Origin of the sequence: Brachybacterium saurashtrense, assembly GCF_003355475.1 — a bacterium.
Taxonomy (GTDB): domain Bacteria; phylum Actinomycetota; class Actinomycetes; order Actinomycetales; family Dermabacteraceae; genus Brachybacterium; species Brachybacterium saurashtrense.
This window is the reverse complement of sequence record NZ_CP031356.1, coordinates 602,229-625,137: the sequence shown is the minus strand read 5'-3', so window position 1 is coordinate 625,137 and position 22,909 is coordinate 602,229. Positions and strand designations below refer to the sequence as shown.

Below are 22,909 nucleotides of genomic sequence, written 5' to 3'. Positions count from 1 at the left end.
GTGCTCATCGTGCCCGGGAACGGCGCCGGTCCGCCACGGTGGCCAGGGCGGCCACCAGGAACGGGACGCCCACGCCGATGGCCTGGACGATCCATCCGGAGAGCTGCACCTGGCCGGCGATCACGGCCGGCAGCAGCACGCCGCCGCCCACGCCCTCCCCCAGGAACGGGATCGCGAGCACCGGCCACAGGCAGCCCAGCACCAGAAGCGGCAGCCGCGCGCCGGTGGCCGCCCACAGGAACACGCAGACCACGCCCTGGAACAGCGCCCCGAACAGCAGGCCCACCGGGATCGCCGCCCCCAGCACGTCGAGCGAGAGCCGATGCGTGGTGAGCATCAGCAGCACGGAGACGATCGCGAGCACGATCGCCATCGCCGCCTGGGCGAGCCGCGCGGCGAGCGAGGTGGTGTCCACCGTGCGCGCGGCGCTCGTCGGCGTGGGGGCGGCCGTCACCGGGTCACCGCCCCGACTTCGCCTTCGACTGCGCACGGCGGCGCTCGGTGGCGTCGAGGATCACCTTGCGGATCCGCACGATCTCGGGCGTCACCTCCACGCACTCGTCCTCGCCGGCGAACTCGAGCGACTCCTCGAGGGTCAGCTTCCGCGGCGGCACCAGGTTCTCGAAGGAGTCCGAGGAGGCCGCGCGCATGTTCGTCAGTTTCTTCTCCTTGGTGATGTTGACGTCCATGTCCTCGTTGCGGGAGTTCTCCCCCACGATCTGACCGGCGTACACCTCGGAGGTGGGCTCGACGAAGAAGGAGCCGCGCTCCTGCAGGTTGATCATCGCGAACGGCGTGACGTTCCCGGCGCGGTCGGCGACCAGGGAGCCGGTGGCGCGGAACTCGATCTCGCCCATCCACGGCTCGAAGCCGTCGGCGTAGGAGGAGGCGATGCCGTTGCCGCGGGTCTCCGTCATGAAGCGGGTGCGGAAGCCGATCAGGCCGCGGGCCGGGACGATGAACTCCATGCGCACCCAGCCGGAGCCGTGGTTGCTCATCGTCTCCATGCGTCCCTTGCGGGAGGCCATCAGCTGGGTGACGGTGCCGAGGTACTCCTCGGGGACGTCCACCGTCATCCGCTCCACGGGCTCGTGGATCGCACCGTCGATCGTGCGGGTGAGGACCTTGGGCTTGCCGACGGTGAGCTCGAAGCCCTCGCGGCGCATCTGCTCCACCAGGATGGACAGGGCCAGCTCGCCGCGGCCCTGCACCTCCCACGCGTCGGGGCGCTCGGTGGGCAGCACCTTCAGGGACACGTTGCCCACGAGCTCCTGGTCGAGGCGGTCCTTCACCTGGCGCGCGGTGAGCTTGTGACCCTTGCCGTTCTTGCCCGCCAGCGGCGAGGTGTTGATGCCGATGGTCATCGAGATCGCCGGGTCGTCGATCGTGATTAGCGGCAGCGGGCGGGGGTCGGAGAGGTCCGCGAGGGTCTCGCCGATCATGATCTCGGGGATGCCGGCGACGGCGACGATGTCGCCGGGGCGCGCGGCGCGGGTCATCGGCTCGCGGGAGAGGCCCTTGGTCTCCAGCAGCTCGGTGATCTTGACCTGCTTGACGGTGCCGTCCTGCGTGCACCAGCCCACCTGCTGCCCCTTGGTGAGCTCGCCGTTCTTGATGCGCAGCAGCGCCAGACGGCCCAGGAACGGGGAGGCGTCGAGGTTGGTGACGTGCGCCTGCAGCGGCATCTCGTCGTCGTAGCTCGGGGCCGGGATCGACTCGAGGATGGTCTTGAACAGCGCCTCGACCGTCTCCTCGTCGGGGAGGGTGCCGTCGGTGGGCTGGGTGGTGGAGGCGCGCCCCGCCTTGCCGGAGGCGTAGACGACCGGCACGTCGAGCACGGCGTCGAGGTCGATGTCGTCGATCTCCTCGGCGAGGTCCGAGGCGAGGCCCAGCAGCAGGTCGGTGGCCTCGCCCACGACCTCCTCGATGCGGGCGTCGGGGCGGTCCACCTTGTTCACCACGAGGATGACGGGCAGCTTCGCGGCCAGGGCCTTGCGCAGCACGAAGCGGGTCTGCGGGAGCGGGCCCTCGGAGGCGTCCACCAGTAGCACCACGCCGTCCACCATCGACAGACCGCGCTCCACCTCGCCGCCGAAATCGGCGTGGCCGGGGGTGTCGATGACGTTGATGGTGATGCCGTCGGACTCCCCGATCGCCGCGGCCGACGGGCCGGTGTACCGGATCGCCGTGTTCTTGGCGAGGATCGTGATGCCCTTCTCGCGCTCCAGCTCGCCGGAGTCCATCGCCCGCTCGTCGTGCTTGTCGCGCTCCCCGAAGGCGCCGCCCTGGGTGAGCATGGCGTCCACGAGGGTGGTCTTGCCGTGGTCCACGTGGGCGACGATGGCGACGTTTCGCAGGTCTGTGCGGTGCTGGATGGTCATACGCAGATGCTCGTTTCAGGGGTGCGGCGGCGGGTCTCGACCGAGCAGCGCCCGGCCGCATCGAGTGCGGCCCGCTGAAGGGCCGCGGCGAGTCTACCGGGCGGGATCGCCCTGCGACCGGTGCGGGGATGAGAGTTTCGACGCGCCGCGGCGCGACGGGCAGGACGCCACGCCTCCCGGCGGCTCCCACGACGGCCTCGCGAGGACGACGGAGCCCGCGCGGGGACGACGGAGCCCCGCCGGCAGCTGCCGACGGGGCTCCGAGGATCCGGCGCAGGGCCGGGCCGCTCCTCGCTCAGACGTGGCCGGCCTGCGCGAAGGGGTCGATGATGTCATCCGGCCCCTCGCCGCCCTCGTCGCCGCTCTCGTCCGCGACACGCACCGGCGCCTCGACGTCGATCGTCTCGGAGCCCGCCAGCGGGATCGAGCCGCCGGGGATCGCCGCCAGCAGGCGCTTGGTGTAGTCGCGCTGCGGGGAGTGGAACACCTCGTCGGTGGTCCCCTGCTCCACGATCCGGCCCTTCTCCATCACCACGGTGCTGTCCGCGATCTGTCGCACCACCGCGAGGTCGTGGGTGATGAACAGGTAGCTCAGGCCCAGCTCGCCCTGCAGGTCGTTGAGCAGCTCGAGCACCTGGGCCTGGACCAGCACGTCCAGCGCCGAGACGGCCTCGTCGCAGATCACCACCTCGGGGTCGAGGGCGAGCGCCCGCGCGATCGCGACGCGCTGGCGCTGACCGCCGGAGAGCTCGTTGGGGAAGCGGCGCATCATCGCCGCCGGCAGCGCGACCTTGTCCAGCAGGTCCCGCACCTTCGCCTCCCGGCTCGCCGCGTCCCCGATGCCGTGCAGGCGCATCGGCTCCTCGATGGTGCGGAAGATCGAGTACATCGGGTCGAGCGTGCCGTACGGGTTCTGGAAGATCGGCTGCACCCTGCGGCGCAGCGCCTTGAGCTCCTTGCCGCGCACGTCGTGGAGGTCGCGGCCGTCGATCAGCACCCGGCCCGAGGTGGGCTCGAGGAGCTTGAGCACCATCTGGGCGACCGTGGACTTGCCGGACCCCGACTCCCCCACGATCGCCGTGGTGGTGCCGCGCGGGATCGCGAAGGAGACGTCGTCCACCGCGAGGAACGGGGTGGACCTCCACGGCACTTTCCCCCGGATGGGGAAGGACTTGCTGAGGTTCTGCACCTCGATGACGGCGTCGGCGTCCGGGGACCGGTCGCCGAACTCCGGGCCCTGCTCCTCGACGGCCGGCGCCGTGGCCGGCGAGTCGTCGTCGGCGTGCTTCTGGGCGTGCTCCTGCGCCTGCTCCCGCACCGCGGCGCGCTCGGTCGCGGAGACCAGCCGTCGCGAGGCGAGCGAGGGTGCCGAGCCGATCAGTCGCTTGGTGTACGGGTGCTGCGGGTCCTGCAGCAGCTCGAGCGCCGGACCGGACTCGACCACCTGCCCCTTGTACATCACCACCAGGTGCTGGGCACGCTCGGCGGCGAGGCCCAGGTCGTGGGTGATCAGCAGCACCGCCACCCCGAGCTCCCCGGTGAGGTGGTCGAGGTGGTCGAGGATCTGCTGCTGGACCGTGACGTCCAGGGCGCTGGTGGGCTCGTCGGCCACCAGCAGCTTGGGCCGGGCGGCCAGGCCCATCGCGATCAGGGCGCGCTGCTTCATGCCGCCGGAGAACTCGTGCGGGTACTGCAGGGCACGACGCTCGGCGTCCGAGAGGCCCGCCTCCTGGAGCAGCTCCACGGTGCGCGCCTTCGCCTCGGCGCCCTTAGCGACGCCGTTGGCCACGAGCGTCTCGCGGATCTGGCTGCCCACGCGCCACATCGGGTTCAGGTTGCTCATCGGATCCTGCGGGACCAGGCCCACCTGGTCGCCGCGCAGCACCCGGATCTCCTTCTCGGAGACATGGGTGATGTCGCGGCCCTCGAAGAGGATCTTCCCGCCGGTGATGGCGCCGTTCTTGGCCAGCAGGTGGGCGATCGCCATCGCGGTGGTGGACTTGCCCGAGCCGGACTCGCCGACGATCGCGACGGTCTCGCCCGGGTAGACCTCGAGCGAGGCGCTGCGCACGCCCTTGACCGGCCCGTTGGACGTCGAGAACGTGATCTCGAGGTCCGAGATCTCGAGCAGGGGCCGTGCGGGGTCGGAGGGGGCCCCGGCCGGGGTGGGGGTGACGGAGGTCGTGGTCATCGCTTCCTCGCCTTCGGGTCCAGGGCGTCGCGCACCGCGTCGCCGAGCATGATGAAGCTCAGCACGGTGATCGCGAGCGCCACGGAGGGGTAGAACAGCATCGACGGCTGGGTGCGCAGAGCGTCGCGCGCGTCGGCGATGTCGCCGCCCCAGGAGACGGCGCTCGTGGGCAGGCCCACGCCGAGGAAGGAGAGCGTGGCCTCGGCGACGATGAAGACGCCCAGGTTCACGGTCGCCGTGACGATCACGGGCGCGATCGCATTGGGGATCACGTGCTTGAGCAGCACCGTGCGGCTCGAGGCGCCGAGCGCCACGGAGGACGTCACGAAGTCCTGGCTCTTCGTCGAGATCACCGACCCGCGCATGATGCGCGCGACGTTGGTCCAGCCGAACACGCTCAGCACCAGGATCACCGTGAGCATGTTCATGGAGCCGAGCCGGGTGGCCACCACGATCGCGCCCAGGATCAGCGGGACCGCGAAGAAGATGTCGGTGACCCGGGAGAGGACCTCGTCGAACCATCCGCCGAGGTACCCGGCGAGCGCACCCAGGGTGCCGCCGATCAGCGTGGAGCCGATCATGGCGAAGAACCCGATGATCACCGAGGTGCGTGCACCCCAGAAGGTGCGCGCCATGATGTCGTAGCCCTGGCGCGAGGTGCCGAAGGGATGCTCGGGCCCGGGCGGCTGGTTGGCCCGTCCCAGGTCGCCGAAGCGCGGATCCTGCGAGGTGAACACCTGCGGGAACACGGCGACGAAGAGCACGAACAGGATCAGCAGCGCGGAGATCACGAACACGGGGTTGCGGATCAGGCTGTGACCGGCCTCGGCCCACAGCGAGCGGGGCGCGGTGGTGGTGTCGGCCGCGTCGACCTCCTGCAGCGGGGTCTCCGCGAGGGGCGCGACCCAGTGCTCCGCCTCGGGACGGCGGGACTTCTGAGTGTCACTTGGCATAGCGGATCCTCGGGTCGAGCACGCCGTAGAGCAGGTCCACGACGAGGTTGGACAGCAGGAAGATGATCACCAGCAGCGTCACCAGCGACACGATCATCGGGGACTCCCCCGAGATGATCGAGGAGAACAGCAGGGTGCCGATGCCGGGGACGTTGAACACTCGCTCGGTGACGATCGCGCCGCCCATCAGGGCGCCCAGGTCCGCACCGATGAAGGTGAGCACCGGGATCAGGGAGTTGCGCAGGATGTGCTTGGAGACCACGCCGCCGCGGGAGAGGCCCTTCGCGGTCGCGGTGCGCACGTGATCGGCCTCCGCGGTCTCCGCGATCGAGGTGCGGGTCAGGCGCAGCACGTAGGCGAAGGAGACGCCGCCGAGCACGAAGCCCGGCAGCAGCAGGTTCACCCAGGACGGGTCGCGGCCGACGTTGATCGGGGCGATGCCGAGCTGGAGGCCGAAGACGAACTGCGCGAGGAAGCCGAGCACGAAGGTGGGGGTGGCGATCAGCAGCAGCGAGAGCATCAGCAGCGTGGTGTCGATGAGCTTGCCCTTGCGCAGCCCGGAGATCACGCCGGCGATCACGCCGAAGAGCGTCTCGATGACCACGGCGATGATCGCGAGGCGGGCCGTGGTGGGGAAGGCCGCCGCGATCTGGTCCATGATCGGCCGGCCGTTGAAACCGACCCCGAGATCGAACGTGAGCACGTTCTTCAGATAGATCAGCCACTGCACGAGCACGGGCTTGTCGAGGTTGTACTGCTCGCGCAGCTGCTGCTCGACGGCCGGGGAGATGGGCTTGTCGCCGGCGAGGGCGAGGATCGGGTCACCCGAGGTGTAGAACGCCATCAGGTAGACGATCAGGGTGGCGCCGAGGAAGACGGGGATCATCTGCAGCAGTCGCCGCCCGATGTACCAGAGCACGTCGTTCCTTTCGATGGAGGAGGGGCCGCGTGGGCCTGGTGGAGCAGACCGGCCGGAGCCGGACACACCACAGCGGGAACCGGAGCATACCGGTTCCCGCTGTGACGGGGAGGGTCAGCGGATCACTTGGTGACCTGGTGGTACAGCGGCACGGTGTCCCAGCCGTACTCGACGTCGGAGACGAGCGTGGAGTAGCCGCCGATGGTGTTCTGGTACCAGAGCGGCAGCACCGGCAGGTCCCGCATCAGCAGCGCCTCGGCCTCCTTCCACAGCGCGATGGCCTCCTCCTCCGTCTCGGCCGCGAGGCCGTCGGAGAGCAGCTGGTCGAAGTCGGGGTTCTTGTAGTCCCCGTCGTTGCTGCCGTTGCCGTCCGCGGCGGCGCTGCCGTACAGCGGGCCGAGGAAGTTGTAGGCCGAGGGGTAGTCCGCCTGCCAGCCGGAGCGCCAGGTCCCCTGGAGCTCACGGGCACGGATCTGCTCGCGCATCTCGCCGAAGGCGGCGAAGGGGGTGGGCTGGGCGTCGATGCCGAGCACGTTGCTCAGCGAGTTGCAGACCGCCTCGACCCAGTCGGCGTGGGGGCCGTCCGAGTTGTAGGCCAGGGTGAGCGGGCCCTCGAACGGGGTGATGGCCTCGGCCTCGTCCCACAGCTTCTTCGCCTCGGCCTCGTCGAACTCGAGCACCTCGGAGCCGGGAATGTCGGTGGCGCCGCCGCCGGGGACCACCGGGGAGACGAAGTCCGTGGCCGGGGTGCGGGTGCCGAAGAAGAGGTTGTCGCAGATCGACTGGCGGTCGATCGCCCGGGAGATCGCCCGGCGGCGGAGCGTGCCGGCCTCGCCCTCGAAGTTCTTGTCGTAGCCGGGCAGGGTGATCGACTGGAAGACGGCGCCGGGATCGTTGACGGCACGGTCGCCGAGATCGTCCTCGAAGGTGGCGAGCGCGGAGCCGGGCAGCTGGTCCACCACGTCCACGTTGTCCGACTGCAGATCGAGGTAGAGGGTCTCCGGGTCCTGGTAGACCGTGAAGGTGATGCCGGAGTTCTGCGGGGCGCGGGGCCCGTCGTAGTGCTCGTTGGGGACCAGCACCAGCTCCGTGTCGTGGCTCCAGGACTCGAGGATGTACGGGCCGTTGGCCAGGGGCGACTCGCCGTACGCCTCGATGTCGTCGAAGGCGCTGGGCGGCAGCGGCATGTAGGCCGAGTAGCCCAGACGGGTGGGGAAGTCCGACTGCGGGGAGACCAGGCGGGCCGTGAAGGTGAGGTCGTCGACCACCTCGAGGCCGGAGAGGGTCGCGTCCTCGGCGACGTCCTCCGCGGAGAGCTCCTCGTAGCCCTCGAAGGGCTCGAAGAAGTACTGGCCGATCTGGGCGTTGGCCGCGTTGGCGCCGAAGTTCCAGGCGTCGACGAAGTCCTGCGCGGTGATCGGGGTGGAGCCGTCGGAGTAGGTCAGGCCCTCACGGATCGTGATGGTCCAGTTCTGGTTGTCCTCGGACTCGATGGACTCGGCGATGTCGTTCTCGGCGGAGCCGTCCGCCGTGTAGTAGACGAGACCGGCGAACAGCATCGTGACGATGCGGCCGCCGCCCACCTCACCGGTGTTGGTGGGGATCAGCGGGTTCTCCGGCTCGGTGGTGTTCGCGTAGATCGGCTCGCCGGAGCCGCCGCCGGCCCCGGAGCCGCCGCCGCTGCCGCCGTCGTCGCCGCCGCAGGCGGCGAGGGTGAGCGCGGCGGCGCCGCCGGCGGCGGTGCCCAGCATCATTGATCGGCGCGAGATGGCCATGGGTTCTCCTGGGTGCTCGAGATCGTGATCCGCACGACCTGTCTGTGTGCGGTACCAGTCACAGTCTGCACCCTGAGATGTCAACTGCATTCCATCTATCGGTAACGCTTCGGTCTCGTCGCTGGTAACGATGAGGTCACGAGGCTCCGCGACGGCGTCGTCGACGGGGTGGATCGCCCTGCCGGCGGGCGGAGCCGCCGGAACGCGACCCGGCGGTGTTCAATGGTCGTATGACTTCTCCCGATGCCTCCACCGCACCCGTCGACCCCACCACCACCGACGCCTGGGCCGAGCTCGAGGCGCACGATCTCGAGCTCGAGGGCTCCCTGCGCGAATGGTTCGCCGAGGATCCCCGCCGCGCCGAGCGCTTCACGCACGAGGCGGCGGATCTGCACGTCGACCTCTCCAAGAACCTGGTCACACCGCGCACGGTGGAGCTGCTGCTCCAGCTCGCCCGCGAGGTGGGCGTCGAGGAGCGGCGGGACGCCATGTTCGCCGGCGCGCACATCAACACCACCGAGGACCGCGCGGTGCTGCACACCGCGCTGCGCCGCCCGGCCGGCTCCTCCCCCTCCCTGACCGTCGACGGGCAGGACATCGACCAGGACGTGCGCGAGACCCTGCACCGCGTGCACGAGTTCGCCCGGAAGGTCCGCTCCGGGGAGTGGACCGGCGTGACCGGCAAGCGCATCGAGTCCGTGGTGAACATCGGCATCGGCGGCAGCGACCTCGGCCCCGTGATGGTCTACGAGGCGCTGAAGCCCCATGCGCAGGACGGGCTCACCGCGCGCTTCCTGTCGAACATCGACCCCACCGACGCGTACGAGACCACGCGCGACCTCGACCCCGAGACCACCCTGGTGATCGTCGCCTCGAAGACCTTCACCACCCTCGAGACGCTCACCAACGCGCGCTTGGTGCGGCAGTGGCTGCTGGAGACCCTGCGCGAGAACGCCGGGCTCACCCCCGAGCAGGAGGCGGAGGCTGTCGCGAAGCACTTCGTGGCCGTCTCCACCGCGCTGGACAAGGTGGCCGAGTTCGGGATCGACGAGCGGAACGCCTTCGGCTTCTGGGACTGGGTGGGCGGCCGCTACTCGGTGGACTCCGCGATCGGCACCGTGCTCGCCGTGGTACTGGGCCCGGAGACCTTCGAGGAGCTGCTGGCTGGCTTCCATGCGATGGACGAGCACTTCCGCACCGCCCCGTCGGCGCAGAACGTGCCGCTGCTGATGGGCCTGCTGAACATCTGGAACGTGAACTTCCTGGAGGCGGAGACCCACGCGGTGCTCCCCTACTCGCAGTACCTCCACCGCTTCCCCGCCTACCTCCAGCAGCTCACCATGGAGTCCAACGGCAAGGGCGTGCGCTGGGACGGCTCGCTGGCCACCACCGAGACCGGCGAGGTGTTCTGGGGCGAGCCCGGCACCAACGGACAGCACGCCTTCTACCAGCTGATCCACCAGGGAACGCGCGTGATCCCGGCGGACTTCATCGCCTTCGCCACCCCGGACCACGCCCTGGCCGACGGGGAGCAGGACGTCCACGAGCTGTTCCTGGCGAACTTCTTCGCCCAGACGAAGGCGCTGGCCTTCGGCAAGACGGCCGAGGAGGTGCGGGCCGAGGGCACCGAGGGCCCGCTGGTGGCCGCCCGCGAGTTCTCCGGCGACCGCCCCACCACCTCGATCATGGCGCCGAAGCTCACCCCCTCCGTGCTGGGCCAGCTGATCGCGCTGTACGAGCACATCACCTTCGTGCAGGGCGCGGTGTGGGGCATCAACTCCTTCGACCAGTGGGGCGTAGAGCTCGGCAAGCAGCTGGCGAAGGGTCTCGCCGGCGCGGTCGCCGGGGACGAGTCCGCGATCGCCGCCGAGGACCCCTCCACCGCCGGGCTGATCCGGTACTACCGGGACCACCGCAAGGGCTGAGCCTTACCGGGCCTGCGGGTCTGCGGGTCCGTGGGGCACCGGCGCACAGGCCCCGGACCTGACCCCGGGCCACCGGCTCTGGACCCGGCCCCGGCCCTGCCCGCCGACGGGACGTGAGCGGCACGAGACCTGCCATATGCAGGTCTCGTGCCGCTCACGTCCCTTTCATGGACAGCCCCGCTCAGGCCAGGTAGTCCACCTCGCGGGTCTCCCCGCCGAGCAGCAGCGCCACCAGCGTGATCACCGCGGCCAGCACCAGGTAGCAGCCCACCAGCAGCAGCCCGCCGCCCTGCAGCTGCCACAGCGCGATCATGGCGTAGGGCGCGGGGGCGGCACCGATCACCGAGGCCATGTTGTAGCCCACGGCGCTGCCGGTGTAGCGCACGTCGGCCCGGAACATCTCTGGCAGGAATGCGGCCATCGGGCCGAAGGTGAGCCCCATCAGCGTGAAGCCGAGGATCAGCGCCGCCATCACGCCCGCCGTCCCGGCGTGCATCAGCGGGTCCAGCAGCAGGCCGAAGACGCCGATCCCGGCGGTGACGGCGAGCAGCAGGCGCTTGCGGCCCAGCCGGTCCGCGAGCGGGCCGGAGACCACGGTGAAGATCCCGAAGAACACCACTCCGATGATGAGCATGGTGAGGAAGTCGGGACGCGCATAGCCCAGGCCGGGCACGAAGCTCGAGGCGTCGAAGCCGTCGCCGGCCGCCTCCGCCGCCGCGCGGGCGGAGCCCTCGTCGGCCGAGGTGGTGCCCACCACCATGAGGAAGGCGGTCATCAGGTAGAAGAGCACGTAGGTGGCCACCATCGCGAGGGTGGCGAGCACCAGCGGCCTCCAGGCGGTGCGGAACACGCGCGCGATCGGCACGGCGGCGACCCGCTGCTCGTCGAGCACCTTCTGGAAGGCCGGGGACTCCATCAGCTTCAGCCGCACCCAGAGCCCCACCACCACCAGGATCGAGGAGAGCAGGAACGGCACGCGCCAGCCCCAGGCCATGAACTGCTCATCGCTGAGCTGCACGCTGAGCAGCACGAACAGCAGGTTCGAGAGGATGAAGCCGAGAGGGGCGCCGAGCTGCGGGAACGTGCCGTACAGGGCGCGCTTACCGGGCGGAGCGTTCTCGGTGGCCAGCAGCGCCGCGCCGGACCACTCGCCGCCCAGGCCGATGCCCTGGCAGAAGCGCAGCAGCACCAGGATCGCCGGCGCCAGCACCGCGAACCCGGGGGTGGAGGCTGTGGGCAGCACCCCGATGAGGAAGGTCGCCACTCCCATCACCAGCAGGCTCGCCACCAGGGTGGCCTTGCGCCCCACCCGGTCCCCGAAGTGGCCGAACACCAGGGAGCCGAGCGGCCGGGCCACGAAGGCCACGCCGAACACCGCGAAGGAGCTCAGCAGCTGATTGGCCGGGGTCTGGGTGGGGAAGAACAGCGCCGGGAAGACGAGCGAGGCCGCGGTGGCGTAGGCATAGAAGTCGAAGAACTCGATGGTGGTGCCCACCATCGAGGCGGTGATGACCCGGCCCCGGGAGTTCGCCGGGGCGGTGGGCGGGCTGGTGCGGGCGGAGGCGTGCTGAGTGGTCACGGCGCGCGACGCTAGACCCGACGTTCTGCCATGCGGACGTCGCCTCCGCATGGTGAGACTCTCGGAGGGTGGGGCGGCCCGCGTGCCCCCGGATCCCGCGCAGCGAGCCCTGGTCACGGAATGCGCTCCCATGAAGGGCACCGTGATGGAAGAATCGACCGCGGCATGTCTGAACTGACCGAGGGGAACCCATGGAAGCCTTGATACCGCTGGTCGGCGGCGTCATCGTCGTCGCACTCATCATCCTGATCCTGCTGCTCGTGCTGGTGCGCAGCTACCGCATCGCCGCACCGAACGAAGCACTGATCATCACCGGCCGCGGCACCAAGGCGGGCGACGTGGACCTCGAGTCCGGCGGCGCGCGCGTGGTGATCGGCGGCCGCGCCATCGTGCGCCCGATCTTCGACCGCGCCTTCGTGCTGAGCCTCAGCTCCCGCCAGATCCCGGTGGAGGTCGAGGGCTACTCGATGAACGGCATCTTCCTGCGCCTGCGAGGGGTGGCGCAGGTGAAGGTGGGCGGCAACATCGAGGACGTGCGCAAGGCGTCCCAGCGCTTCCTCGACCAGCAGGGGCAGATCGACCATTACACGCAGGAGATCCTCTCCGGCACCCTGCGCGCCGTGGTGGGCACCCTCACCGTCGAGCAGATCATCCGCGACCGCGCCTCCTTCGCCAGCCAGGTGCAGGCCGAGGCCGAGCACTCGATGAACAACCAGGGCCTGGTGATCGACACCTTCCAGATCTCCGCCGTGGAGGACGACGGCTCCTACCTGCGCGACTGGGGGCGCCCGGAGGCTGCCCTGGTCGCCAAGCGGGCGGCGATCGCCGAATCGGACGCGAACCGCGAGTCCACCCAGGCCAAGAATGTGAACCTCCAGCAGGAGGCGGAGTCGAAGCAGGCCTTCGACCTGCGCAACGCGGAGATCAAGGAGGAGACCGACGCGCGCCAGGCGATCGCCGACGCCGCCGGTCCCCTGGCCCGCGCCGCACAGCAGCAGAAGATCATCGAGCAGGAAGAGCTCATCGCGGTCCGCAACAACGACCTGCGCGAGAAGCAGCTGATCGCCGAGGTCCACAAGCCGGCCGAGGCGAAGCGCTACGCCGAGCAGCAGGACGCGGACTCCAAGAAGTACGCCCGCATCGCCGACTCCGAGGCCGAGCTGACCGACGAGCGCAACCGCGCCGAGTCGAGGAAGGTCACCGCGGACGCGGAGGCGCACGCCATCGAGGCCCGCGGCCGCGCCGAGGCCGAGGTGGAGCTGCAGCGCCGTTCGAAGGACGCCGAGGCCGTGCGCCTCGAGGGCGAGGCCGAGGCCGCGTCCCTGCGCGCCAAGGGCGAGGCCGAGGGCGCGGCGATCCGCGCCAAGGGCGACGCGGAGGCGGAGACCACCCGCGCCCGCGCGGAGGCGTACAAGCAGTTCAACGACGCCGCCGTGCTGGGTCAGGTGCTCGAGGTGCTGCCCACCGTCGCCAACGAGCTGGCCGCCCCCTACTCGAACATCTCCAACCTCTCGGTGTTCTCCACCGACGGCGAGGCGAAGATCGGGCAGAACATCTCGCTGGGCCTCGCCCAGGTGCTCGACATGGTCAAGTCCACCACCGGCGTGGACTTCCAGGACACGCTCCAGCGTGCCGCCAACGGCGGGCGCGAGGTGCGCGAGCAGGCCGAGCAGACCGGCCACGCCGGGAACACGGCCCGCCCCGAGGTCGCCGGCGGCGCGGTCCGCACGGAGGACGACGCCGACTGAGCTCGCGGCTCGTCGGCGCCCGGCCGACGCACCCGGGTCAGCGCCCCGGCTCCGCCACGGAGCCGGGGCGCTTCTCCGTCCCGCCGCTCGGCCCCGGCACAGGGCGCCCGTCCCGCGAGTCGGTGCATCCCGCCGCCCGGCGACCGGGCGAGCGGCCCTGCCGCGCGGTCGTCCGTCCGCCGGGACGAGCGGCCCTGCCGCGGCCGCGCCCACGGCCATAGAGTGGCCGTGGACACTTCGGTCACCGCCCCTGTGCTCGACGAGAGATGAGACTCCCATGAAGATCGGCATCCTGACCTCCGGCGGCGACTGCCCCGGCCTGAACGCCGTGATCCGCGGCGCCGTGATCAAGGGCGACAAGCTCTTCGAGGACGAGTTCATCGGCTTCCGCGACGGGTGGCGCGGCGTCATCGAGGACGACTGGATGACGCTGCCGCGGCGCCGGGTGCGCGGCATCGGCCGCCTGGGCGGCACGATCCTGGGCACCTCGCGCTCCAACCCCTTCGCCGACGGCGAGGACGGCGCCGCGCTCGTGCGACGCCAACTGGACGAGCACGACATGGACGCGATCATCGCGATCGGCGGCGACGGCACGCTGTACACCGCCAACCGACTCTCCGAGGCCGGCATCCCGGTGGTGGGGGTGCCGAAGACGGTGGACAACGATCTGGACGCGACCGACTACACGTTCGGCTTCAACACGGCGGTGGAGATCGCGACCGAGGCGCTGGACCGGCTGCGGATGACCGGCGACTCCCACCACCGCTGCATGGTGGCGGAGGTGATGGGGCGCAGCGTGGGCTGGATCGCGCTGCACTCCGGGATGGCCGCCGGCGCCCACGTGATCTGCCTGCCCGAGTTCCCGCTGACGATCGGCGAGATCTGCCAGTACGTGAAGTCCGCCTTCGATCGGGGGCGGGCGCCGCTGGTGGTGGTCGCCGAGGGGTTCGTGCCCTCGGACGCCCCGGAGCGGTTCATGGACTACGACCTCGACGAGTTCGGCCGCCCGCGGTTCGGCGGAGTGGCGCAGGTGCTGGCGCCGCTGATCGAGGAGCGTCTGGGGATCGAGTCCCGGGCGACGGTGCTGGGCCACATCCAGCGCGGCGGGGAGCCCACCGGCTACGACCGGGTGCTCGCCACGCGCCTGGGCACCTCCGCGGTGGATCTCGTGCACCACGGCCGGTTCGGCCGCATGGTCGCGCTGCGCGGCACCGAGATCGTGGACGTGCCGCTCACCGAGGCGATCGACAGCGTCAAGCGCGTGCCGGAGTCCCGCTGGCGCGAGGCGGAGGTGCTGTTCGGCTGAGCCCTCTTCTGCATCGCGCGGTGTCCCGGTGCCGGCGCCCGTGAGCACGCACCGGCGCATCGCCCGCGGAGCGGCTCCTCACCGGGGCAGCTCGGTGCGGGTCTCGCCGATCTCGCCCAGCAGCGCCTTGGCGTAGGAGGCGTGCACGGACTCCTCGTCGGAGGGGTGGTACATCGCCGCGCGCACGTCCCGGGACAGGCGCTCCAGCTCGCTGCGGCGGAAGAACTGGGCGCCGCCGCTGGCACGCAGCACCTGGTCCACGGCGCCGATCGCCGCCTCGGTGGCGCGGGCCTTGACGCCGGAGAAGTGCAGGAACCAGCGCGCCCCGTGGTCCGTGACGCCGGGCCCCTCCTCCCCCGTGCCCAGGGCGTCGAGGTCCGCGACGACCTTCTCGCACTGCAGCAGGGCGCCGTCCACGGCGATCGCCGCATCGGCCAGGCGCCACCGGATGTCGGGGTCGTCGGCGTGGACGATCCCCTTGGTGGCGCTGCGGCGGGTGGCGGCCACGCGGCTTCCCACGGTGATCGCGCGCTCGGCGATGCCCAGGTACACCGAGGCGATCAGCAGCTCGAACGCCCCGAAGATCCCCCTCACGAAGGGGTCGGGGTTGGGGCCGACGGGCGTGGTGGCCAGCAGGCGCTCGGCCGGGAACTCCGCCCCGTGCAGGCGGGTGGTGCGGGACTGGGTGGCGCGCATGCCATGGGTGTCCCAGTCGTCGAGCACCTCGACCGCCTCGCTGCGCTCGAGGACGCCGAACACCAGCCGAGGATCGCGCTCGGTGGCCTCGGCGACGCGGCCGTGGGCGACCAGGCGGTCCCACACCGGGGCGGCCGAGGTGAAGATCTTGGTGCCGGTGAGGCGGAAGCCGCCGCCGTCCTGTGCGTCCGCCCGGGTGGAGGAGTCGAACAGCATGGCATCGTTGCCGGCTTCGGAGATGCCGAACGCGAACAGACGGTCCGCGGCGGCGTCCTCCAGGATCGGCCGCACCGCCTCGACGCCCAGACGGTGGGCGTGCAGAGCGGCCCCGGTGACCACCAGATGCATGTTCAGCGCGAGCGCCGTGGCCGGGGCGGCCCCGGCGAGGCGACGCTGGATGCGGGAGGCCTGGAGCAGGCTCGCGCCGGTGCCGCCGAGCTCGGAGGGCACCAGAAGGCGCAGATAGCCGCGGTCGCGCAGGTCGGCGAGGTCGTCCTCGGGGAAGGTGTTCTCCCGATCATGGACCGCCGCGCGCTCGCGGAAGGTCTCCAGCAGGGAGTCGGGCAGCAGATCGTCGGCGGAGAGACTCATGGGACCACGCTAGAGCACCGGCCAGAGCGCGGCCGTGTCGCTCTCGACACGGAGGCCGCGCCGATCCCCGCCCCCGGCCGCCCGCCGGGACCGTGACCGGCACGGCCGGGTCCGGACCCGTGGCCGCGAGGGGACTGCCGTGGGGCTCAGCGCTCGAGGCGCAGCGTGGCCACCACCGGCCGGTGGTCGGAGGAGCCGCGCCCGCCCACCTCGAGCGATGTCGCCGTGACGCCGCCCCGCAGCCACACCTGGTCGAGACGGCGCAGGGGGAACCGGGCGGGGTGGGTGGCGCGGTCCGGTCGGCGCCCCGGCACCCCGCACAGTGCACGGAGCGCGCCGAGCAGGCGACGGCCTCCCTCGAGCAGCCGGACCGCTCGGTCCGCCCGGTCCGCTCGGACGGGCCCGTGCGCGCCGCGACGGTGCAGGAGCTGATCGGCCGCCTCGCGCCACCCGGCACGGGGCAGCGCCGTCAGCTCCGGCGCCGTGGGCTCCGCGTTCAGGTCGCCCAGCAGCACGGCCGCTCCGATCCCGTCGGGAGCGCTTCCGCATCCGGTCCGCTCCCCCGCCGCCACGAGGCTCACGAGCTCCTGCACCTGGACGGCGCGGTGCGCACGATGGGTGGCGTCGAGATGGGTGACCCGCACGTCCAGGCCTGCCCCGTCGGCCCCGGCCACGCGCACGTGCAGCACACCGCGCGGCTCGGGAGCCGATGCGGGTCGGGAGGTGATGTCCCCGTCGGCGCCCGGCGCGCCGGCCTGCTCGTCGGCCTCCGTGCCGGCCCACGCGTCGAGCGGAGCGCCGGGCAGCGGGTGCATGCGCGAGGAGACGATCTCGTGGCGGGTCAGCAGCGCGACGCCGTAGCGGCGCCGCGGAGCCCCGTCGTGCTCCGGCGGCAGATCGAGGGCCGCCCCGAAGGCGACGGACATGCCCAGCAGCGCACCCAGCCGGGCGGCCTGGTCCTCGTGCGCCGAGCGGGCGCCGAAGGCGACGTCGACCTCCTGCAGGGCGATCACGTCGGCCCCGAGGGCGGCGATCTCCCGCGCGGTGCGCTCGAGGTCGACGCGGCCGTCCGGCCCCAGGCCGTGGCGGATGTTCCAGGTCGCCACCCGCCAGGTGGTCACGGCGCCGTGCAGTGCCGGACGGGCCGCGCACCCGCCGCCGCGCGGTGACGGCCGGGCCGCGCACCCGCCGCCGCGCGGTGACGGCCGGGCCACACCCCCATCGCCTCGCGGTGGCGGCCGGTCCGTACCTGCGCCGCCGCGCGCCCCGCCGGGACCGTCACTGCAGGCAGCCCGGTCCCAGCAGAGTCTTCAACGAGGCGTACAGCGCGGCCGAGGGCGTCACCGAGAGGCGCTTGTCCAGCTGCATGAGCGTGGTGCGGCCGGGCTCCTGCAGCTTCAGCCGCACCTCGCTGCCGCCGGGGTTGTCCTCGAGCACGCCGCGCAGGTCGGTGATCACCCGCTCGCTGGCGCGCAGGGCGGGCAGCGCGATGACCACGGGCCCGTCGGCCCCTCCCCCGGTCTCCGGGATGGTCATCTCCATCACGCGCAGCTCCGGCATGCCCTTGGAGGTGTCGACCCTGCCCTTCATCGAGACCACCAGATCCTCCGCCAGCTCCGTGGCGACGGTCTGGTAAGTGGAGGGGAACATGAGGCAGTCGATCGAGCCCTCGAGGTCCTCGACGGTGGCGATCGCCCACATGTCGCCCTTCTTGGTGGTCTTGCGCTGCAGCGAGGTGATCAGCCCCGCGATCGTGACCATCGAGCCGTCCTCGACGGCGCCGTCGTCGGCGAGCGCGCTGATCGAGGTGGAGGAGTTCTGCGCGATGACGTGCTCGAGCCCGTACAGCGGGTGGTCCGAGACGTACAGGCCCAGCATGTTCCGCTCGAAGGCGAGCTTCTCCTTGCGGTCCCATTCGGGCAGATCGGGGATCGTGATGGTCGCGGCGGAGCCGGTGGCCATCGAGTCCTCCTCGGCGCCGCCCCCGCCGCCGAAGACGTCCGCGAAGAGGTCGTACTGGCCCTGGGCCTCCTTGCGCTTGACGTCCACCACCGAGTCCACGGCGTCCTCGTGGATCAGCACCAGCGACCGGCGGTTCGCCCCCATCGAGTCGAAGGCGCCGCCCTTGATCAGCGATTCGATGGTGCGCTTATTGCACACGCTCAGCGGCACCTTGTCCAGGAAGTCGGTGAAGGAGGTGAACGCCCCCTTCTCCTTCCGGGCGGCGATGATCTCCTCCACCACGTGCGCGCCCACGTTGCGGATCGCGGAGAGGCCGAAGCGGATGTCGTCGCCGACGGCGGAGAAGTACAGATCCGATTCGTTGACGTCCGGCGGCAGCACCGTGATGCCGCGGTGGCGGCAGTCGCCCAGGTACAGCCCCAGCCGGTCGCGGTTCTCCTGGGTGGAGGTGAGCAGCGCCGCCATGTACTCGGTGGGGTGGTTCGCCTTGAGATAGGCGGTCCAGTAGGAGACCACGCCGTAGGCGGCGGAGTGGGACTTGTTGAAGGCGTAGTCCGCGAAGGGCAGCAGCGTCTCCCACAGCGCCTGCACGGCCGCATCGGAGTAGCCGCTGTTCTTCATGCCGGCCTCGAAGGAGACGAACTGCTTGTCCAGCTCCGCCTTCTTCTTCTTGCCCATCGCGCGGCGCAGGATGTCCGCCTCGCCGAGCGAGTACCCCGCGACCTTCTGCGCGGTCTGCATGACCTGCTCCTGGTAGACGAGCACGCCGTAGGTCTCGTCGAGGATCTCCGCCAGCGGCTCCTCGAGCTCGGGATGGATCGGGGTGATCTCCTGGAGCCCGTTCTTGCGCAGCGCGTAGTTGGTGTGCGAGCCCATGCCCATCGGGCCGGGGCGGTACAGGGCCGAGACGGCGGTGATGTCCCCGAACTGGTCCGGCTTCATCTGCCGCAGCAGGGTGCGCATGCCGGAGCCGTCCAGCTGGAACACGCCGAGCGTGTCCCCCTTCTGCAGCAGCTCGTAGGTGGCGGGGTCGTCGAACGGCAGGGTCTCGAGGTCCGGGGGCGTCTTGCCGTTGCGCTCCATGTTCGCCACCGCGTCGGAGAGCACGGTGAGGTTGCGCAGGCCCAGGAAGTCCATCTTCAGCAGGCCCAGCGTCTCGAGCGTGGGGTACTCGAACTGGGTGATGATCTGGCCGTCGGAGGGGCGGCGCATCATCGGCACGATGTCCACCAGCGGATCGCTGGACATGATCACCGCGCAGGCGTGCACGCCCCAGCCGCGGGTGAGGCCCTCCACGCCCTTGGCGATCTCGACGACCTTCTGCACGTCCGGGTCCTCGTCGTGGATGCGACGGAACTCCCCCGCCTCCGCGTAGCGCTTGTCCTCCGGGTCGAAGATGCCCTTGACGGAGATGTCCTTGCCCATCACGGTGGGCGGCAGCGCCTTGGAGAGGCGGTCCCCCATCGCGAAGGGGTAGTCCAGCACGCGCGCGGCGTCCTTGAGGGAGTTCTTCGTCTTCATCACGCCGTAGGTGACCACCTGCGCGATGCGGTCGTCGCCGTACTTGCGCTCCACGTACTCGATCACCTCGCCGCGGCGGCGGTCGTCGAAGTCGACGTCGAAGTCCGGCATGGAGACGCGATCGGGGTTCAGGAACCGCTCGAACAGGAGGCCGTGCTCCAGCGGGTCCAGGTCGGTGATCCGCATCGCGTAGGCCACCATCGAGCCGGCGCCGGAGCCTCGCCCCGGCCCCACCCGGATCTCCTGCTCCTTCGCCCACTTGATGTAGTCGGAGACCACCAGGAAGTAGCCCGGGAAGCCCATCTGCAGGATCACGGAGACCTCGTAGTCGGCGCGCTGCTGCACTGCGTCCGGGATCCCGGCGGGGTAGCGGTACTCGAGCCCGCGCTGGACCTCCTTGACGAACCAGGACTCCTCGTCCTCGCCCGACGGGGTGGGGAAGCGCGGCATGTAGTTCGCGCCCTCGGCGGTGGTGCGGAACTCCACCTCGCACATCTCCGCGATGCGCAGCGTGTTGTCGCACGCCTCGGGGAACTCGCGGAACAGCTCGCGCATCTGCTGCGCGGACTTGAGGAAGTAGCCGGAGCCGCCGAACTTGAAGCGGTCGGGGTCGTTCAGGCGGGAGCCGGAATTGATGCACAGCAGGACGTCCTGGATGGTGGCGTCCTGCTCGGTGACGTAGTGGAGGTCGTTGGTGGCCACCAGCGGGGCGCCCACGGCCTTGGCCACCTCGAGCAGGTCCTTGGTGACCCGCTTCTCGATGTCGAGCCCGTGGTCCATCAGCTCGACGAAGTAGTTCTCCGTGCCGAAGATGTCCTGGTACTCGCCCGCCGCCTTCACCGCCTCGTCGAACTGGCCCAGCCGCAGGCGGGTCTGCACCTCGCCGGAGGGGCATCCGGTGGTGGCGATGAGCCCGTCCCCGTACTGGGAGAGGATCTCGCGGTCCATGCGCGGCCACTTGCCCATCTGCCCGTCCAGCGAGGCGGCGGAGCCGAGCCGGAACAGGTTGTGCATCCCGGCGGTGCTCTTCGACAGCAGCGTCATGTGGGTGTAGGCGCCGCGGGCGGAGACGTCGTCCCCGGCCAGCTGCTGCTCCCGGGTGCCCCACTGGGTGCGGGTGCGGTCATGACGACTCGTCCCGGGGGTCACATACGCCTCGATGCCGATGATCGGCTTCACGCCGGCGCCGGTGGCCGCCTTGTAGAACTCGTAGGCGCCGAACAGGTAGCCGTGATCCGTGATCGCGACCGCCGACTGCCCCTGCCGCACGGTCTCGTCGACCAGCTTGTCGATCTTCGCGGCCCCGTCCAGGAGCGAGTAGTCGGTGTGGACGTGGAGGTGGACGAAGTCATCGGAACCCGCGGAAGCCATGCCCACCAGCTTAGCCCCGACGGGCCGTCCCGACGCCCCCGCGAGGGGTCGGAGAGGTCACCCTGGCGCGCCCGGCGTGTCGGGGCGCGCGGGCCCGCCCGGGGCCCTCACCCCTTGACCGCGCCGTCCTCCACGCCGCGGAAGAAGAACTTCTGGAAGACGGCGAAGAACACGATGATCGGGATCAGGGCGATCATGGTGCCGGCGGCCACCACGCGCGGGTCCGAGCCGAAGTTCGAGTTCAGGTACTCCATGCCGACGGTGAGCGTGTACTTGGCCGGGTCCGAGAGCACGATCAGCGGCCACAGGAAGTCGTCCCAGCCGCCGATGAACGCGAAGATCGCCACCACCGACGCCATGCCGCGCACGCTCGGCCACACGATCCGCCGCAGCACGTCCCACGTGCTCGCGCCGTCGATCACCGCCGCCTCCAGCAGCTCCTTCGGGATCGCCCGGCAGGCCGCCGTCATCAGCAGCACGTTGATCGCCCCCACCAGGCCCGGCAGGATCACGCCGCCCAGGGTGTCGGCCAGGCCCAGCGACTTGATCGTGAGGAACTGGCTCATCAGGGTGACCTCGCCCGGGAGCAGCAGGGTCGAGACCAGGATCAGCATCGCCAGGCGCTTGCCCCGGAAGGTGAGGCAGCCCAGCGCGTAGCCCGCGAGGGTTCCCAGCACCACGTTGGCGACGGCCAGCGTCACCGCCACGATCAGGGAGTGCCAGGCGTAGTCGATGATCGGGATCGTCGCCGCCACCCGTGAGTAGTTGTCCAGCGTGGCGTCCCCGGGGATCAGCTGCGGCGGGAACGAGTAGATGTCGTCCCGCGGCCCCTTCACGGAGGTCGAGAGCTGCCAGAGGAACGGCCCGATCGCGACCAGCAGCATGCCCACCAGGAGCACGTACCGCGCGACGAGACCGCCGAGGGTCGGCTTGCCGAAGCCGCCGGCCCCCTTCGTCCTCCAGGGACGGTTGGTGCGGCGCGTCCGCTGCGGCGCGGAGGCGCCCGTCGCGACCGGCGCGACCGTCGCGGCGGGAGCCGGATCGTGGGTCGAGGTGCTCATCTCATGCCCCCTTCGCGGGCTTGTCGCCCCGGTTGAGGTACGCCACCAGCAGCAGCGGCCCGATGGTGAGCAGGAACAGCGCCACGGAGACGGCCGAGGCGTAGCCCAGCCGCCCCTGCAGGCCCGAGCCCGTCTGCTGGACCAGCATCACGATGCTCGCCGCCGAGCCGCCGGGCCCGCCCGAGCCGTTCGAGAGCACGTACAGCTCGGTGAACACACGCATCGCGCTCACCGTGATCAGGGCGCTGACCAGGAACATGGCGCCCCGCACCCCCGGGATCGTCACCGAGAGCAGCCGGCGCAGCGAGTTCGCGCCGTCCATCGCCGCGGCCTCGTGCAGCTCACGGCCCACGTTCCCGAGCGCCGCCAGATAGACCACCATGTAGTACCCCAGTCCCTTCCACACCGTGAGCAGCACCGCGGTGAGGATCAGCCCCCAGCGGCTGGCGAGGAACGGGATCGGCTCCTGGATCAGCCCGATGAACTCGAGGGCCTCGTTGACGATGCCGCGGGAGTCGAACAGCCACGTCCAGATCAGGCCCACCACCACCACGGAGGCGATCACCGGGAAGTAGAAGGTGGTGCGGAATGCGGAGATCCCGGGGATCTGCTTCTCCACGAGCAGGGCCAGCAGCAGCGGCAGCACGGTGAGGAACGGGACGCTCAGCACCACGTACGCGAGGCTCGTCACCAGGGCGTTCCAGAACCTCTGGTCCGTGAGCAGCGCCTGGTAGTTCTCCAGCCCCACGAAGCTGCCGCCGGTGAGCGGCCGGGCATCGGTGAACGAGAGCACCACGGTGTTGAGGAAGGGCCACAGCGCGAACACCAACACCCAGATCAGGGCCGGTGCCACGAGGACCCACGGGATGTACCAGCGGAATGCGCGCACGCGAGATCACTCCTTCGTGTCGACCTGGACCGGTCGCGGGG

Annotated in this window: 15 protein-coding genes; 3 read left to right on the top strand and 12 right to left on the bottom strand. The window is 70.7% G+C overall.

Annotated elements, in window-relative coordinates:
* Positions 1-4: 4 nt before the first annotated feature.
* The 6 genes from DWV08_RS02825 to DWV08_RS02800 form a co-directional block, all read right to left on the bottom strand.
* Positions 5-454 (bottom strand): hypothetical protein, encoded by a 450-nt coding sequence (locus DWV08_RS02825; protein ID WP_241237300.1) that lies wholly within the window; start codon positions 452-454, stop codon positions 5-7.
* A gap of 4 nt (positions 455-458) precedes the next feature.
* A complete protein-coding gene (typA, locus tag DWV08_RS02820; RefSeq protein WP_115412415.1) occupies positions 459-2,381 on the bottom strand; it encodes a translational GTPase TypA in 1,923 nt (640 codons plus the stop codon).
* 295 nt (positions 2,382-2,676) lie between these two features.
* Entirely contained in the window at positions 2,677-4,572 is a 1,896-nt protein-coding gene (locus DWV08_RS02815; protein WP_115412414.1) for a dipeptide ABC transporter ATP-binding protein, read from the bottom strand.
* Positions 4,569-5,525 (bottom strand): ABC transporter permease, encoded by a 957-nt coding sequence (locus DWV08_RS02810; RefSeq protein WP_115412413.1) that lies wholly within the window; start codon positions 5,523-5,525, stop codon positions 4,569-4,571. Before DWV08_RS02810 ends, DWV08_RS02815 begins: the two co-directional genes overlap by 4 nt.
* On the bottom strand, positions 5,515-6,444 hold the full coding sequence (locus tag DWV08_RS02805) for an ABC transporter permease (RefSeq protein ID WP_115412412.1): 930 nt from the start codon (positions 6,442-6,444) through the stop codon (positions 5,515-5,517). Before DWV08_RS02805 ends, DWV08_RS02810 begins: the two co-directional genes overlap by 11 nt.
* 122 nt (positions 6,445-6,566) lie before the next feature.
* Positions 6,567-8,219 (bottom strand): peptide ABC transporter substrate-binding protein, encoded by a 1,653-nt coding sequence (locus DWV08_RS02800; RefSeq protein ID WP_115412411.1) that lies wholly within the window; start codon positions 8,217-8,219, stop codon positions 6,567-6,569.
* Positions 8,220-8,449: 230 nt separating this feature from the next.
* On the opposite strand from DWV08_RS02800, the gene pgi reads away from it, so the two are divergent.
* Positions 8,450-10,144, top strand: a complete 1,695-nt coding sequence (gene pgi, locus DWV08_RS02795; protein WP_115412410.1) for a glucose-6-phosphate isomerase — start codon at positions 8,450-8,452, stop codon at positions 10,142-10,144.
* Positions 10,145-10,325: 181 nt separating this feature from the next.
* On the opposite strand, the gene DWV08_RS02790 is transcribed toward pgi, so the two are convergent.
* Positions 10,326-11,723, bottom strand: a complete 1,398-nt coding sequence (locus DWV08_RS02790; protein WP_115412409.1) for an MFS transporter — start codon at positions 11,721-11,723, stop codon at positions 10,326-10,328.
* A gap of 191 nt (positions 11,724-11,914) precedes the next feature.
* Between DWV08_RS02790 and DWV08_RS02785 the strand changes: the two genes are divergently transcribed.
* The gene (locus tag DWV08_RS02785) at positions 11,915-13,471 is read left to right on the top strand and encodes a flotillin family protein (RefSeq protein WP_244923657.1); all 1,557 of its coding nucleotides are present in this window, start codon (positions 11,915-11,917) and stop codon (positions 13,469-13,471) included.
* Positions 13,472-13,748: 277 nt separating this feature from the next.
* Positions 13,749-14,777 carry an ATP-dependent 6-phosphofructokinase gene (locus tag DWV08_RS02780; RefSeq protein WP_115412408.1) on the top strand — a complete coding sequence of 343 codons (1,029 nt, stop codon included), beginning with the start codon at positions 13,749-13,751 and terminating at the stop codon, positions 14,775-14,777.
* Between the two features lie 78 nt (positions 14,778-14,855).
* On the opposite strand, the gene DWV08_RS02775 is transcribed toward DWV08_RS02780, so the two are convergent.
* The 5 genes from DWV08_RS02775 to DWV08_RS02755 all read right to left on the bottom strand — a co-directional run bounded on the left by DWV08_RS02775 (position 14,856) and on the right by DWV08_RS02755 (position 22,868).
* Entirely contained in the window at positions 14,856-16,064 is a 1,209-nt protein-coding gene (locus tag DWV08_RS02775) for an acyl-CoA dehydrogenase family protein (protein ID WP_115412407.1), read from the bottom strand.
* A 146-nt stretch (positions 16,065-16,210) separates the two neighbouring features.
* Entirely contained in the window at positions 16,211-17,185 is a 975-nt protein-coding gene (locus DWV08_RS02770; RefSeq protein WP_115412406.1) for an endonuclease/exonuclease/phosphatase family protein, read from the bottom strand.
* A 157-nt stretch (positions 17,186-17,342) separates the two neighbouring features.
* The gene (gene dnaE / locus DWV08_RS02765) at positions 17,343-20,918 is read right to left on the bottom strand and encodes a DNA polymerase III subunit alpha (RefSeq protein ID WP_115412405.1); all 3,576 of its coding nucleotides are present in this window, start codon (positions 20,916-20,918) and stop codon (positions 17,343-17,345) included.
* Positions 20,919-21,025: 107 nt separating this feature from the next.
* Positions 21,026-21,979, bottom strand: coding sequence for a carbohydrate ABC transporter permease (locus DWV08_RS02760; protein ID WP_115412404.1), 954 nt, complete (start codon positions 21,977-21,979; stop codon positions 21,026-21,028).
* A 1-nt stretch (position 21,980) separates the two neighbouring features.
* Entirely contained in the window at positions 21,981-22,868 is an 888-nt protein-coding gene (locus DWV08_RS02755) for a carbohydrate ABC transporter permease (RefSeq protein WP_115412403.1), read from the bottom strand.
* Between the last annotated feature and the right edge of the window lie 41 nt (positions 22,869-22,909).